General features: G+C 45.5%; 14 protein-coding genes. All 14 read right to left on the bottom strand.

Going from position 1 to position 15559, the window contains the following annotated elements:
• Positions 1 to 77: 77 nt before the first annotated feature.
• The gene (locus AC58PQ_RS23630; protein ID WP_497245942.1) at positions 78 to 401 is read right to left on the bottom strand and encodes a metal-sensitive transcriptional regulator; all 324 of its coding nucleotides are present in this window, start codon (positions 399 to 401) and stop codon (positions 78 to 80) included.
• Positions 402 to 513: 112 nt separating this feature from the next.
• On the bottom strand, positions 514 to 825 hold the full coding sequence (locus AC58PQ_RS23625) for a hypothetical protein (RefSeq protein WP_497245940.1): 312 nt from the start codon (positions 823 to 825) through the stop codon (positions 514 to 516).
• A gap of 73 nt (positions 826 to 898) precedes the next feature.
• Complete coding sequence (locus AC58PQ_RS23620; RefSeq protein WP_497245938.1) at positions 899 to 1969, bottom strand: DUF4432 family protein; 1071 nt, start codon at positions 1967 to 1969, stop codon at positions 899 to 901.
• Positions 1970 to 1988: 19 nt separating this feature from the next.
• On the bottom strand, positions 1989 to 3203 hold the full coding sequence (locus AC58PQ_RS23615) for an enolase C-terminal domain-like protein (RefSeq protein ID WP_497245936.1): 1215 nt from the start codon (positions 3201 to 3203) through the stop codon (positions 1989 to 1991).
• A gap of 18 nt (positions 3204 to 3221) precedes the next feature.
• Positions 3222 to 4013 (bottom strand): SDR family NAD(P)-dependent oxidoreductase, encoded by a 792-nt coding sequence (locus AC58PQ_RS23610; RefSeq protein WP_497245934.1) that lies wholly within the window; start codon positions 4011 to 4013, stop codon positions 3222 to 3224.
• Positions 4014 to 4101: 88 nt separating this feature from the next.
• On the bottom strand, positions 4102 to 4923 hold the full coding sequence (locus tag AC58PQ_RS23605) for a fumarylacetoacetate hydrolase family protein (protein WP_497245932.1): 822 nt from the start codon (positions 4921 to 4923) through the stop codon (positions 4102 to 4104).
• Positions 4924 to 4964: 41 nt separating this feature from the next.
• A complete protein-coding gene (locus AC58PQ_RS23600; RefSeq protein ID WP_497245930.1) occupies positions 4965 to 5738 on the bottom strand; it encodes an SDR family NAD(P)-dependent oxidoreductase in 774 nt (257 codons plus the stop codon).
• 25 nt (positions 5739 to 5763) lie between these two features.
• Positions 5764 to 7059: a phosphopyruvate hydratase gene (eno, locus tag AC58PQ_RS23595; protein ID WP_497245928.1), complete on the bottom strand. Its 1296-nt coding sequence runs from the start codon at positions 7057 to 7059 to the stop codon at positions 5764 to 5766.
• A 10-nt stretch (positions 7060 to 7069) separates the two neighbouring features.
• Positions 7070 to 8047 carry a phosphotransferase family protein gene (locus AC58PQ_RS23590; RefSeq protein WP_497245926.1) on the bottom strand — a complete coding sequence of 326 codons (978 nt, stop codon included), beginning with the start codon at positions 8045 to 8047 and terminating at the stop codon, positions 7070 to 7072.
• Between the two features lie 53 nt (positions 8048 to 8100).
• Positions 8101 to 9174 (bottom strand): mannonate dehydratase, encoded by a 1074-nt coding sequence (locus AC58PQ_RS23585; protein ID WP_497245924.1) that lies wholly within the window; start codon positions 9172 to 9174, stop codon positions 8101 to 8103.
• 16 nt (positions 9175 to 9190) lie between these two features.
• Positions 9191 to 10798, bottom strand: coding sequence for an RraA family protein (locus AC58PQ_RS23580; RefSeq protein WP_497245922.1), 1608 nt, complete (start codon positions 10796 to 10798; stop codon positions 9191 to 9193).
• Positions 10799 to 10894: 96 nt separating this feature from the next.
• The gene (locus tag AC58PQ_RS23575) at positions 10895 to 11554 is read right to left on the bottom strand and encodes a GntR family transcriptional regulator (RefSeq protein ID WP_497245920.1); all 660 of its coding nucleotides are present in this window, start codon (positions 11552 to 11554) and stop codon (positions 10895 to 10897) included.
• A gap of 541 nt (positions 11555 to 12095) precedes the next feature.
• A complete protein-coding gene (locus AC58PQ_RS23570) occupies positions 12096 to 13835 on the bottom strand; it encodes an ABC-F family ATP-binding cassette domain-containing protein (protein WP_497245918.1) in 1740 nt (579 codons plus the stop codon).
• An 800-nt stretch (positions 13836 to 14635) separates the two neighbouring features.
• Entirely contained in the window at positions 14636 to 15520 is an 885-nt protein-coding gene (locus tag AC58PQ_RS23565; RefSeq protein ID WP_497245916.1) for a DUF4846 domain-containing protein, read from the bottom strand.
• Positions 15521 to 15559: the final 39 nt, after the last annotated feature.

The raw sequence follows: 15559 nt of genomic DNA, 5'->3' as shown, positions 1-15559 counted from the left end.
TAGAATACCCCCCTACCCTATATAAAGTCAAGGGTAATATGCGAAAGAATCCGGAGTTCATACCGCCCTCCAGATCCTCATTTCATGAGCTTATTAATCGTTGTCAATAATTCGGTAATCACTTCTTCATCGCCTTCTTGAATGCGATCAATGACGCAGCTTTTCATATGATGCTCAAGCAATTGCTTGCTGACCCCATTCAGCGCGGACTGGATGGAAGAAATCTGATTTAGCACATCGTCACAATACGTATCCTTCTCAATGAGCCCCTTAACCCCTCGAATTTGCCCCTCGATGCGGTTCAGTCGGGTAATCAGATTACCCTTGGCTTTGTCGGAATGATGGCTCTTTCGTTCACTTGAAGTTGCACACATCTCGTGTGTGTTGCTCTCTTCTGTCATCACAATCACTCCTTACTGATTGCATTTTATCATAGCCCCCTACCCTATGCAAACGATATTAAATCGTTGATTATTACGATGCAACATCCATTTTGCAGAAAGCCGTGAGACTTTAATAATGTTCATTCAGCAATGCGTTTAATCCACTTTGCATGGCATTCATTACGGATTCGTTTCTATCAATCTCATATATCCGAGCCGGATTTTCCCCGTCCCAATCTATGCTATTCCACCAGATCGCAACTTTAATCTTGGGATACGTTTGGATCACACACCAGTTGGGCCGCAGCTTCCGTTGCCTTAGCATCTGAACGCAAATTAATGGGCCCGAGGGCAGACAACAACTTCGCTCCTGCAGAGCAGGCGACGCGCGCAGAATGTGCACTCGCCATTGCAGCCTTGTTGAAGGCATTGGAATAAACAAAAAGTGGTGCCCCTCATTAAATTGAGGGGCACCACTTTATTTCATAGTTTCAAATACTCACTTTTGTAACAACCTACGACTGCTCGAGCTTAGCTTTATACATAACCGGCTGTGTTCGAAGATGCAGTTGCTTTTTCTCGTATGGCCCGATTTCGCCTGCGCTGCCATTGCGGATGGCTTCTGACAAACCCTTGGTCGGATAACCGGCGAATGGCTCCAAACCGATATTATAATTTCGTCCGTACCAAGGGTACCCGTCGGATGCTCCGAACTCCTGCCAGTACCATAAATAAGGGAGTGTTGCAGCATCCCATTCGACGCGGAATCCGATGCCAAGTCGCGGATTCTCGATTTCATACCAAGCCGTGCCCTTGAAGCCAGTCAAATAGCAAATGTCTGAAGGAGTTCCTCGTTCAGGAAGAACAGACAAATCCTTTAACGAGCCGTCCGACGCCCGGTTGTGCGGCCAACGCTGAGCCCCATCGCTGTTTATTTGAACAGATGAGCTATCAGGGGCGTTATTCGACTCTGTTATCACATCGATCTCATCTGGCAGCCGTATCAAGCACCCTGGTTCGGCGAATGGCTGACCATAGGCGAGATGCTGGCCCCACATGTACTGCTGCGAGAACGCGCTTAAATTCTCGATTTCCTCGTTGATCGTTAGCGCCGGAGAGTTTCGTTCCAACGTGAACGTGCGGGTAAGACTGAAAGGCACCTTTTTCGTTCGAATGCTGAAGCGAACGGAAATACGTTCTTCCGTATCTTCGACAATCTCCCAATCCCACGGCATATGGGATACTTCCCCATGTTGGCCGAATTGTGCTCCTTTATACACAGAGCTCGGCCCGCCATTTGGAAATACGACTTGCCAACCGCCAGGATAATAGTCAACCATCGTGGATATGGGATCTGGAGAAGTCGGCAAATATTCAGATGGGTTTTGAACGCCTCCGGAAGAGAGCCACATGTAGTCCAATCCCGCAGGTTTATACGTATATTCAAAAACTTCAGTCCCTTTGCCGGCAAGGATGGAGATTCGAACCAAGTCGTTCTCCAATACGACGGTATCGAGACCCAAGTAGGTATAACGGTCATGTATTCGGCAACCGTAATTGCGCTGCGGCCTATATCGCATTTTCATTCGTAAGACCTCCAGGATCTCAAATTTTTGCCCATCGTTCGTTAGGGACGATTGGAAACCAGCCCGGTCTCAACGGATCCCGGTCATAGGTGTAGCCGCCAAGCTCCTTGTATAGCTCTGCGTATTGCTTGATTTTATCTCGGTCTACTTCGATTCCAAGACCTGGTCCTTCAGGAACGCGAATGGCGCCGTTCTCGTATTTCATCTTCCCGCCGACTAAGATATCATCGGTCAAGTGATGGTAATGCGCATCGGCCGAGAAAGACAGATTAGGTACGGCTGCTCCCATATGAAGCATGGTGGCTAGCTGAATGCCAAGCTCGCCGGAAGAATGCACAGCGATGCCGAGCTGGAACGTCTCGCAGACACCAGCCGCCTTCACGCAAGGTCGAATGCCGCCCCAGAAGGTGGTATCGAGCAGGATCATATCCACTGCAAGATCCAGCACATTGGCGGCTAACTGCTCGAAATTGACGACGACCTGGTTCGTTGCCAGCGGAATGCGCACCATCTGCCGAACCCGACGCATGCCGTTCAAGCCCCATGTCGGGTCCTCGTAATAATCGTTGTTCAAGCCTTCGATCGCATGACCGAAACGGATCGATTCCTCGACGCTCAGCACGCCGTTCGGATCGTAGCGCAAGCGATCCTGCGGAAAGGCTGCGGCCAGAGCGCGATAGCATTCAAGCTCTGCATCGGGATGGAATACGCCGCCCTTCAGCTTGTGTACCGTAAAGCCGTGCTTTTCTTTCAGCTCGCGGCAATGCTGGACAAGCTGCTCTGGCGTGCGCACCTCTTCTTTGCCAGTCTGATCATTCGGTGCACGGAAGAAAAGGTAGCTGGCAAAAGGCACCTGGTCGCGGACTTTGCCTCCTAGCAGCTGATAGACCGGGATGCCGAGTTTCTTGCCCATCACATCCAGGCAAGCAAACTCTAAAGCTGCATGAATCTGCGTACGGTTATTATATAGACTTGCTGTCGGATTGCAAATTTTGAACCGCAGCTCCTCTAACTGAAACGGATCATGTCCGACCAGATACGATTTGAGCCCGGTGATCGCCTGCTCGGCGCTCTCCCCGCCGCCTCCCATCTCCCCGTAACCAATTAAGCCCTCGTCGGTTTCTACCTCCACAATTGTACGAACGAAGCGTCCCCAATGTGCACCGATGGCATGGCGAATCGTCGCTTCAAGCGGAACGGTGACAGTTGTCGCTCGGATGTCTACAATTTTCATATTCGGCATCCTCCGATTCTATTTAGGCAGCGCAATAGCAGCCGATGCGAGCAGGCCGCCGTCAATTTTATAATCTCCGCCGGTAATGAAACCTGCTTTGTCTCCACATAAGAAAGCGATAAGCTCCGCTACTTCCTCCATCGTGCCTACACGGCCGATCGGGTGCATTTTACCAAAATTTTGAATCATTTCTTCCTGGGTCAGCTCTCCCTTGAACTGATCCGCTGCCCAGCGCAGCATCGGTGTATCAATCGAACCCGGACAGATAACATTGGCCCTGATTCCTTCAGAAGCATGGTCAAGCGCCAAAGCCCGCGTAAGCGAGTTTATTGCGCCTTTAGATGCGACGTAGGCGGCTGAGCCTGTTAGAGCCACGTACGCTTGCATAGAGGAGACATTCACGATGGCGCCACCCCCGCGTTTGCGCATTTCTGGAATGGCGTATTTGGCAGTCAAGTACATGCCCTTCACATTGATGTCAAACACTTCGTCCCAAACAGATTCTTCCGTATCAACGACATTACCATAACGCTGTACCCCGGCGCTGTTGACAAGAATATCAACGCCATTGAAGGCTTCTACAGTTTGCTGAACTGCAGACTGGACTTGAACGCTGTTGGCAACGTCCGCTTCTATCCCGATTACGTTGGCATTTCCCGTCTCCTGGCGAATTGCCTCAGCGGCTTCTTTGGCAGCTCCTCGCGAAATAAGGACAACGGATGCCCCGCCTTGGGCAAACCTTCGCACAGCTCCTAGTCCGATCCCTTTGGATCCACCAGTAACAATTACCACTTTACCTTGAAAATCCATATCCGCTACCTCCTAAAAGTTTTCGTCAGAAAACTGACTTCGTAAGCATAATCTCAAGTTATCAGCAAATCCTGCCCCTTGTTTTCTATTATATTAACACGTTGCTTAAACGGCCTAATTTATCGACTTCCACCGTTACCGTGTCTCCCGGTTTCAGCCACGCTTTCTGATCATCTGGATAACCGAACATGACGCCTTCTGGCGTTCCCGTCAAAATCAAATCCCCCGGCTCTAGCGAAATATGGTGAGAAATATAGCTGACTATTTCATCGACATAGAATATCATATCCCGTGTATTGGAGTTTTGGCGCTGTTCCCCATTCACGAAGCATCGGATGCCGAGCTCATTCGGATTGCCTACCTCGTCAGAAGTGACAATATAAGGACCGACCGGACAGAAACCGTCCAAGCTTTTGCCGAGCAGCCATTGGCTCGTACGGGCTTGCAAATCCCGCGCGGACAAATCATTAATACAGCAATAGCCAAAGACGTACTTGAGCGCCTCTTCGCGGGATACATCCTTCGCCCGCTTCCCGATGACGATGCCTAGTTCCGCTTCATAATCGACCTGTGAAGTCACTTCAGGCAGTTTTACCTCTTTCCCGTGACCTGTCAGCGCGTTCGAAAATTTATTGAACAACACGGGAGTGGAAGGCACCGGCAAACCAGCTTCTTTCGCGTGATTGCGGTAATTCAAACCGACACAAATAACTTTGCGGTTCAGCGGGACACACGGCGCGAAATCAAGCGTCTCCTCATGCAGCAGTTCACCTGTTGGTTCAAGACCAGACAGCCCCTCGAGCCCTAGATCCAGAATCTCCTGCAGCGAAACATTCAACAAGCGCACGCCCTCATCTTGTTGAATCCCAACGTGTGTTGCCCCGTCTTGGTTAACGACAACCAGTTTCATACGTCTAACTCCTCCACCGATATATAGTTGCTATTGCTTCTTCAAGCCATCTTGCCGAACGTACAGCCCCCGTCAATATAGAGCGGCGAGCCCATCATGAACTTTGACTCGTCAGACGCCAGGAAAACGGCCGCATTCGCAACATCCTCCGGTCTTCCAAGATCTCCGGTCAGCTGACGCTTGCGAATCGTATTCAGCCCTTCCTCTGGATCCGCATACGAATCTTTTAAATATTTCTCCACGAATGGCGTCAATATAGTACCGGGCAGCAGCGCATTAACCCGAATATTGTACGGGGCGTAATCCACCTGCATACATTTGGTCAGCGTCAGCACGGCGCCTTTGGTTGCAGCGTAAACCGCTCGCCTCATCAACCCAATTTCTGCAATCGCCGACGACATGTTGATGATGTTGCCTGATCCTCGCTCCATCATGTGAGGGACAATGTATTTGCAAGGCAAAAAGACGCCTTTCATATTCACATTTACAACGCGATCCCACAGTTCCTCCGACAGCTCATGAATCGCACCGACTCCGGAAATACCCGCATTATTAAACAAGATATCGATATTTCCGTAGGTTTGCAACGACTGGTTTACCATCTGTTCCACGTCGTCTGCCTTCGTCACATCCGCCTGTATGAACGTCGCTTCGCCGCCTTGTTCCCGGATCAAACGAACCGTTTCTTCTCCATCTGATGCTTTCAAATCGTTGACAATCAATTTAGCTCCTTCGGCAGCAAACCGGAGCGCCGTTTCCCGTCCGATCCCAGATCCCGATCCAGTTATTAGAGCAACTTTATTGAGTAGTCGCATACGTAATCCCCCGTTATGAATGATTCTAGCGTTCGAGCGCCGCACGGCCGATATAAGCTCCGCCGAGTTGTTCTCCGATACGTAAGAGCTGGTTATATTTCGACAATCTAGAAGAGCGTGCCAATGAGCCTATCTTAATTTGACCGCCTGCAAGGCCTACGGCCAAGTCAGCCAATGTCGCGTCCTCTGTCTCGCCGGAGCGCGCCGAAATAACTGTGCTGAAGCCTGCCGCCTTGGCGATATTTACTGCTTCAACCGTTTCTGTCAATGTTCCAATCTGATTCATCTTGATGAGAACCGAATTGGCAGCCTTCTCTGCAATACCTTTCCGAATGCGATTCGGATTTGTCGTAAACAGATCGTCGCCTACGAGCTGAATCTTACTTCCAAGCCGCTTCGTCAGCTCGATCCAGCCTTGCCAATCATCCTCGGCCAAGCCATCTTCAATGGATACAATTGGATATCGATCACACCAACGTTCCAGAACATCAATCATTTCATTCGCGCCCAAAATTCGACTTTCGGATTGCAATTCGTAGTTATCCTTATCTTGATTGTAAAAGTGGGAAGATGCGATATCCAGAGCGATCGCCATATCTTCGCCCGGACGCAGACCTGCGCGTTCAATGGCGGATACGAGCAGCTCAAGCGCTTCCTCATTGGATTGCAAGGATGGACCAAAGCCCCCCTCATCGGCGAGCAGCCATCCGACATAACCACGTTCATTGATGATCTCCTGCGTTTTCCAATAAACGGATGAGAGCATTTCTAGCGCTTGCGGATACGACCCAGCGCCGACAGGCACAGCCAGAAAGTCCTGCACGTCAAGTTTTTTTCCTGCATGTAGCCCACCGCTAATGATATTCACCATCGGAAGAGGAATGGACAACGGTGTGCCTCCAGGCAAATAACGGTCCGCCAAATAGCGATAAAACGGTTTCCCCTCGGCCTTCGCCGCTGCATGAGCCGCTGCGAACGAAATCCCTAGGATGGCATTAGCGCCTAAACGCGACTTATTGTCTGTCCCGTCCAGGTCGATCATCGCTTGATCGATTTGCTCTTGCTCGAAAACATTTCGTCCAATTATCGCTTCGGCAAGAACTGTATTTACATGTTCAACAGCCTTGCTTACTCCTTTGCCCCGGTACCGGCTCTTGTCTCCGTCTCGAAGCTCCCATGCCTCGAACCGCCCTGTCGATGCGCCTGAAGGCACCATCATTCGTCCAATATGACCGCTTGACAGCTCTACATCAACCTCTACCGTAGGATTGCCTCTTGAATCCAATATTTCCCGTCCTTGAACATGTACGATTTTACTCATGAATCTGCCTTCATCCTTCCATTGCTTCTTTCAAGCTGCTTTGAACCTCTTTATCCGGTTGCTGTATCCAACTGATCGCTGTCTGTCTGACCAAATCCTTCAGTGTTTGATCTTTGACATAACCGATCGTAGATTTCCCGTCGATTCTTGCCAGTAGTAGCACACCCGTATGACCAATTAGGCGAGCATAAGTGTCATCGCGGAATCCGTAAGCCTCCAGAAACTGCTCCATTAATCTCAAGGCATCTTCCTGTTGATTCATCGCCCAGCCTTTAAGCAGTAGATGCGTAAGCATAAAGGCAAGATCGAATACGGGATTCCCCCAATGTGCAACCTCGTAATCCAGTAAGACGAGTCGCTGCTCCCGATCGACGAGCATATTTTTCGGTGAAAAATCGCCATGCACCAGACAAATACGATGCTCCTCCAAATCACCTATAAGAGCTTCCATCTCTGTCCTGAGCTCAGGATATTTGAGGAGTAAATGCCGATGAAACGGTTCAATTCGCAGCTCGCGAAAAAAGGTCATATCGCTGAAGCTCTCTTGCTGACTGCTTTCTGCAAACCGTCTGCTGTTTTCATGCATCGCGCGAAGCAGCAGTCCTGCATGTCGGGAGGCCTCGGTATGAAATTCGCCTTCCATCAACTTGTCTTTCCATGGAACAGCTTCATCAGGCGCACATGTCATGATATATAAGTGATCGACAGCATCTGAATGCACAATATGAGGGACAGTTCCTTTGGGCATTAGAGGCTCCAAAAACTGCATGGCTTGCTGCTCCCTTTCAATACGGGCGACGTCGGCAAACCAATCCTCGTCTACATTCAACTTTCCGAGCGCTTGTTTTAGCACCCATCTCTGTTCCCCAGATATCACTTTCCATACCAGACAAGAGACACCGCCGCTCAACCGTTCGGCTTTCGCTAGATTTACTCCTTCAAGAGACTCTACGTATCGTTCCACTTGTTCTTCTGAGTTTAGTTCCAATGGGTGTACCTCCTGAAAAAAACGGCTACGCGGTCCTCTTTTGAACGATTACCTTATTCATTGTTTACGATGTTAATAGCTGCCTTCATATAACCGAGGGCGTAAGCCATTCCTGCATGCCACGGGGCATCGCAGGTCATCTGCGGCGTATGATCCGGAATAAGCACGCCGTCGAAGCCGTTCTTTTTGTAAATGCGAAGCGCCTTAATCATATCGATGTCGCCTTCGTCGACAAACACTTCCTTGTAGTCCGGCACTTTGCCTTTCACATTCCGAAAATGCACATAACACACTTTATTTTGCTGCGTATAACAATCTATCGCTTCATATAAATTTCCTTCTGTCATTTCCTGAACGGTCCCCATACACAAATCGATCGCATTCGAATGACTTGGCACCAAATCCACTAACTTCTGAAACAACTGCGGCTGATAAACCAACCGAGGCGTTTCACGAATTGATGGCATAGGAGGATCGTCGGGATGAGCGGCCAAGCGCACGCCTGACGCCTCAGCTACGGGCACTATTTCTTTAAGAAAGCCGGCAAGACGCTCCCAAAGTTGTTCTGCGGACACTTCAGGTAGTGTGCCTTCCAGTGCGCTCGGATTGTAAGTCATATTCCAGACCTCTCCCAACGTTAACGGGGCATGCTCGCTTGCTTTGCTTGGCGTGAATCCGACGGAAACCGCTCCGCCTCTGGCAAACTCGCCTTTCGTATGGCCCCATACGCCAGCTAAGCTGAAATTGTAACCAATCACAGGAATACCAGCTCTGCCGACATTGCGAACGAACGACTTCAACAGCTCGATTTGTTCATCCCTGCGCGGCCCGTCCAGCAGCACATCATGCCAGTGGGCAGGATCGAAGTTTTCGATCGCATACAATTCCAAGCCTTCTTCGTTGATCTCGGCTTTCAGTTTTTGGAGCGACTCGAAGGACCAATCCTCAAGGTTTCCGGTCGTTACTCCCCAATTTTTCTTGGCATCTGTCGCTGGAATTCCGTTTTTGGCCATGCTCGGAAAATAGTCGACAAGATGTGCAATGATATGCGTACAGCCTGCTTGCTTAGCAAAGCGGTAATATTCTTTCGTCAGCATACTGCGGTATAAACCAAGCCCTAATTTCACCGAATGATTCCCCCTTCTACAACACGCCGAACGTATCGAATGCTTCTCTAACCAGCATGCCGTTTTTGATTGCATCCCGAACTTTATTTTCGCTGGACACTTTTTGCAAAGCGCGCCTAATCACTTCTTCCTCGAGCGCATGAGGCACAACGACAATACCGTCAAAATCAGCGAAAATGAAATCATTTGGCTGTACCAGAACACCGCCACACTCGATCGGTACTCTATGCTGCAGGATGAGGTTACGCCCTTTGGTGTCTCGGGGCGCATAGCCGGAAGAAAATACGGGGAAGCCAAGCTCCTCGATTTTTTCCGTATCCCGAATGTTGCCATCTGCGATGGCGCCTCTTCCTCCACGCGCTATAGCTGCATTGGAAACTAATTCTCCCCAAACGGCTGCTCTACCCGAGGGCAGACTTACCATGTAAATATCGCCGGGCATAATGGCGTCTAAGGAATCAATCAGCCCGTCGTAGAACTTCTCAGGTATTTCATAAATATCACTTGCAAGCACGGGATACGCACGGCCTACTGCTTTCATATTCCGCCCAAGCGGCCGGATCGAACGATCCATGGATTGATTCCTATAGCCCAAATCATCTAAAATATCTGAAATAACCGCGGAATTTAAATTTTTTGCCAACTCGTCAAAATAGCTTGCCTCTCTATTCATGTCTTCCACCTTCGCTCTCTTCATATTAGTTACTTGTTGAACTTTATACGTGTCGCCGACTTGAACAATTTTTCCGTCTTGAACGGCTTCGGTCAAATGCCCATGCACCATGGCAAGTCCCCGGAATTCGTAGATACGGCCCATCCGATTGCACACCTCTCTCCAAATTGGTTCCAGAGAAAGCGGTTCAGCTGCTTCCCCCAGTATCTGATGAATTGTCCAATCCACCTGGTCGATCATATGATGAACCCCGATCAAGTGATTGTTCAGCCCTTCCGAATCTGTCGGGTCAAAATGTGCTGTAAGCACTTGATTAAATCGATGTTTACGATTCAGCTCGGATAGTTTTTTAACCGTTGCCCTGTATTGCTTTGGACTGTAGTGACCTGGGAAAAGGCCGCCTTCATAGAGGGTAATGGCATCGCCCAAGATGAGCGTATTCGTGCTGTGTTCGATGAAACCGATTTCAAACATCATATGGCCAGGTAATGACAACGTCGTTAATTGTGTTTCTTCATCCAACTTAATCGTCAAACCCTCTGTTACGGAAAGATCTACTTTCGAGCCCCCGTCCATTAATCCGAGAATGTCTCGTTTCGTTTCCTCCGAATGAGGTAATATCTCGGGAAAAGGTAAGCAAAATTGCTCATAATGGTATTCCATATCTTCGATCCATCGCTCGGAGCCAACTGGCGCAGCAACCAATAAATCATATTTTTCCTTTAAATGCTTGTTGCTCCCAATATGGTCTGCGTGTGGATGCGTATTGAAGAGAAAGCGTAATTCTGATGTTTTGGATTCCTCTACCATTCCAACGATATCTGGGAACATAGCAGATATGCCCGAATCGATTAATATCGAGAAATCCTTGCCCTTGACGAGATAGGTGTATAAGGGAATCGTATCACTGAGCATCAATTTGGCCGCATAAACCTTTTCATTTATTTGCATCCTCTATCATCCTCTCAAAATTATATGTATGCGTTATTAACATGTAACATGTTACATGTTAATAAGTATAAAACAAGCTGTCTTTCAACAGCATGATTACCGAGTTTGAAGCAATGCTTCTTTGCCAGAAAGAATGTGGTTCGTTACCAACTCAACCACTAAAGCTTCATCTCTCTTTTCGAAGGCATCGACGATTTCGTGATGTTGATGATGACTTAACTCCGCTTTCGAGTAAGCATTTTCGAAAAAAGCTCGTTCCGTAATTCTATGTGCGTTAAGTCCTTTATACAACTCCAATATGCATTCATTCTGTCCCATCTTCATAATATGAAGATGAAACTGAATATCCAAATCATTGAAACTCATGGAATTGAACGGCTTCATTTCGTAATAAACGTCCATATCATGGCATAACTTCCGCAGTACCACAAAGTCATCTTCCGTTGCTTTTGTAACAGCAATTCTCGCAGCCCATGTCTCAAATAAAAGACGAGCGTCAAACACTTCTGTAATTTTAAGCAGATCGATTTCTGTGACATATGTACCTTTACGCGGCTTAATCATAAGTAACCCTTCAAGATGCAGGCGGTTAAAAGCCTCTTTAATGGGAGTCCTGCTTACGTTAAATTGCTCGGCTAACTCGAATATATCTAATTTTTGACCAGGTGAAAGCTTACGCGTAAAAATCGCATTTTTAAGTTCTTTATAAACTCTATCAACCGTCAAGATGTTTTCGATTTGAGAAAACGTTGTCATTGAGTATTTTCCTTTTGTTTTTTTATTCTGTGATCTGTAACATGTTACACTTCACAATTTGATTATTAAATAGAAATGCCTGTTTTGTCAAAGGTTATTTTTGATTGCCAATCCTATGCCATTGGTTATTGCTAGGGGGCAAGCCACTCTGAGCGTGCAGTAAGGTCTTCCTTCAACTCGCTAAGCGTTGCCTGCGATATTCCAATTTCATTAGCGAAGTCAACTTGATTATTGTTTCGATATGTATCACTCCTAAAAAAAATAGTCCCGATGAATAATAATACTCACCGGGACTGACTTAGAGGTTCATGATTTTTTACTGGTTCACGACTTTTATTGATTTCATTGGGTTTACCGCGGCATATGATAAACGCGAAAAATTAAAAGTATGGTTAGCTGTAACTGACTTCACGTTCTTATTGGATGGCTGCCATTCACCCCAAGATTTAAGCCTTCTTACCATCCATTCGATCCGGAGTAGCCGTAAATCCCAGTACAATTAAATTGATTCTTGTAATCATTTCAATCAGTGCGTTCTGATTTAAAGCAACTTAATCAGCTCTTCTAGTTCATCAACCAATACTTTTGCAAGTTCAAAATTAGTTTCTTTTAAAGCCAATTCTATTTTCGTTTCAACTGATTTTTTATTTTGTTCCGCTTCTAAATAGTCTCTATCAAAATGACTAGCATAAATCATCTGTCTAAATTTTCGCATACTCATTTTTCTAATCGTCTTATCGTCAATGATTAAAACATAATCCATCCCATTTACCACAGAATAGAAATCATGCGAAATCATGAGAATCGCACCTTTATAGTCTTCAATGGCTTTCTCCAGTGCTATTTGTGTATAAGTGTCCAAATGACTTGTCGGTTCGTCAAGAAGCAATACGTTTGCTTTACTGGCAGAAACTTTAGCCAATTGAAGTATATTTTTTTCTCCACCAGATAAAGATTCTATCTTTTGATTAACGATTTCTCCTTCAAAGCCGTAGTTTGAAATATACGATCTAACCTCATCATACGTTTTAAACCCAGCATCGATGAATTCTTCTAGTATGGTATTAGAACCCTTTAGCACTTCGCCTTGAATCTGAGATAAATAAGCCATTTTAACATCGGGATTTATTTCAATTGAATCCTGATTATTTTTAAAGATATCTCGGAGTAACGTCGTTTTCCCGGTACCGTTTGGACCGATAATGGCTACTTTATCCGTAGATTTTATCTCAAAGTTAACATTTTCTAAAAGCAACTCATCAAAGGCAACACGATAATTATTGACATTTATAACAACGCTGTCTTCAATTTCATTATCAATATCTAAACGGATATTCGGTTGCTTAATATCAACAAATGGCGCTTTAATTCTACGCGCTTCCAATCTCTCTTGAAACCTAACTCTAGCTTTTAACGCTCTACCTCTAGATGCTTCTGAATTATACGTTGCGATAGCTCTAAGATTATCAATAATGTTATCGTATCTCTCAATTTCTTCTTGTTCAGCGACTGCGATTTCTTGCAACTCAATTTTTGTCTGAAGTAAGGAGAAATTATACTCAATATACCGCCCATCAAACTCTTGGATCTCCGTGTTTTCAAGGTGTATAATTTTGTTGAAACAATGATTCAAGAGATATCGGTTGTGCGTTACAACTAGCACCATGCCTTTGTGAGAATTAATAAGATTTTTAAGCGCATTTAGGTTTTCAAAGTCTAAAAATACATCAGGTTCATCCATAATCATCAAGTCTGGACTACTCAGCATTTCCTTCATCACTTGAATAAGTTTGAATTCCCCACCACTCAGGTCGGATACCTTAAGATCTTTTAGCTTCATGAGGTTTGCTAGATTTAGTTTCTTATTCATGTTGCTTTCAAAATCTTCCCCACCAATTGAATCAAATGCATCTAAAGCGAATTGATACTTTTCTAGTAACGAGTCAATATCCGATGAGGTTTCCATTTCCGTGCAAATCGTTTGTATGTCATTTTGAATCTTAATAAATCTTTCTCCTATATATTCGAAAACAGTTGTTTCTTCCGTTTTCTCTGGTTGTGAGAACTGACTTACATACCCGATTGTGCAAGTTGGGTCCATCTCTAACCTGCCATCAAACAAATATCTTTCTGGATCCATCAGTATTTCGATCAGTGTACTTTTCCCACTGCCACTTGTTCCTATAAAAGCGCAATGTTGTCCCTCTTCAAGCGTGAATGAAATGTTTGTATATAGTTCTTTTTGCGGAAATGAAAAGGATAAGTTTTCAACTTTTATCATAGTATTACCTTTCTTTATAACTAAAATAGTGACTATTATTAGATGTATGGAAGAGTATAGCGTTCGAGTTTACCGTTGTTAGAATAACACTTGTTACAACCAACTTCAATCAAATCACATTAAAGTTGTTCGTTAAATCGAAAAATACAACTTAGAACAATATGATCACGCCTGTTGATTAGCCAGAAACTAGATTTAGAAGGTTATACAAATAGACGTATTTTTTGAGTACTACCAATAGTATTCATTTATTTACCCCGTTTATAAAAAATAGGGCCATCCTAATTATGGTATTAGGACAGCCCTAGATAATTTACATTCTTTACTGGTTCCACAGTTTTTTACTGGTTCACAACTTTTATATCACTAGACAGGATGTTCTTTGAAAATAAAGTCATAGACTGGGCTGCTTGATCTAATGCGGTTTCTGACATTGAAAATCGCCAGCCTATTCAATTTAAGTTTTAGACTGGCCAAAAAATCAAGCCCGCGGCGGGCTAGGAATTGAAATATAAAGTCTTAGACTGTTGTGGGTTTGATTGAACTAACGTTACCCATCATACTGCAGCACAAGCGCTGCATCACAGATTGTCGCTCCCTTTTGGGAATTAATCCTACTCAGGTTGTTACACCAGCCTCATTTTTATTTTTAGGATTGAAAGGCCTTTCGTACTTTAAAAATCATTCGGCTAGGTCTATTTTATTATTGTCTTTTTGAGGTTTTAGCGGAATTAATTTTCATTGGAGTTCAATGTCATACTTAACAGTAGGATTTAACTACATTATTCACCCTTGAGGCCTCAATTATAGAATCGAAACAGCTGCTCATTCGTAAATTTCCACTCCGGTGTTTGCAATTTATCTCCAAAGGAGATATTGTACCAGGGATTTCCCTTTCCATTAGCAGGGTTCTCCAAAATGTGCATCTCTTGTGCAGGCGTATATCCCTGAGCCAGGAGAAAGAGCTTCTCGCCGTTTTTGGGATTCTGGACCATATCCATTACTACAATCGCATGTCCTGGTGATCCGCCTTCAAGGAAAACATCTCCGGGTCGCATATCCGATAGCGTTATATGCTTCATCTCCTTTGCCAAGGATAGAGTGCCTGCATACGCAAACACCATATTCAGATAGCTGCGGAACCCCTCATAGCTAGTGGATCTGACTCCACGTTTCACCCAGGTAACCTTATTCCCTGAAACCTCAATTTTATTTCCTTTCGTCCAGGTTGCATAATCAGCTTTGAAGCCATTGGTAAAGTTAAAATGTATCTTGTCATACAATCCCTTACCGTACAAATATTCCGCTCGCAATCTCATCACCGAATCGGCACATTGTTGGAGATCCCGATCCCCCACATCTACATCCAATACCGCTTCGTAAACCTCTTTAGCTTTTAACTCACCGTTAAATAAATGAACCTTGGAGCCATGAGGCTTAAGAGGAATTTGACGTATATATTCTTCATATGATCCAGTCTCAACAGTTATCCGTTCGAAACCTTTGGGAACTGCAATGCGTTCTGCCACATTTGTCCCATTTGGTTGAATCAGATCGGCCTTTAACGGCTTAACGGCAGACACAAGAGAATCGCCATCCTCCGGTCCTTGAGCCGGATTTCCTTGACAGGAAACAAGCATGAATGCAAAGGATATGAATATAAGCATATCTCTTTTGTTCAACAATAGCAGCACTCCGTTCATTTGGAATCATTAATTAGACGA

The organism is Paenibacillus sp. J22P143 (genome assembly GCF_059692035.1).
The sequence above is the reverse complement of the archived record's forward strand: the minus strand, read 5'-3'. Positions and strand labels throughout refer to the sequence as shown.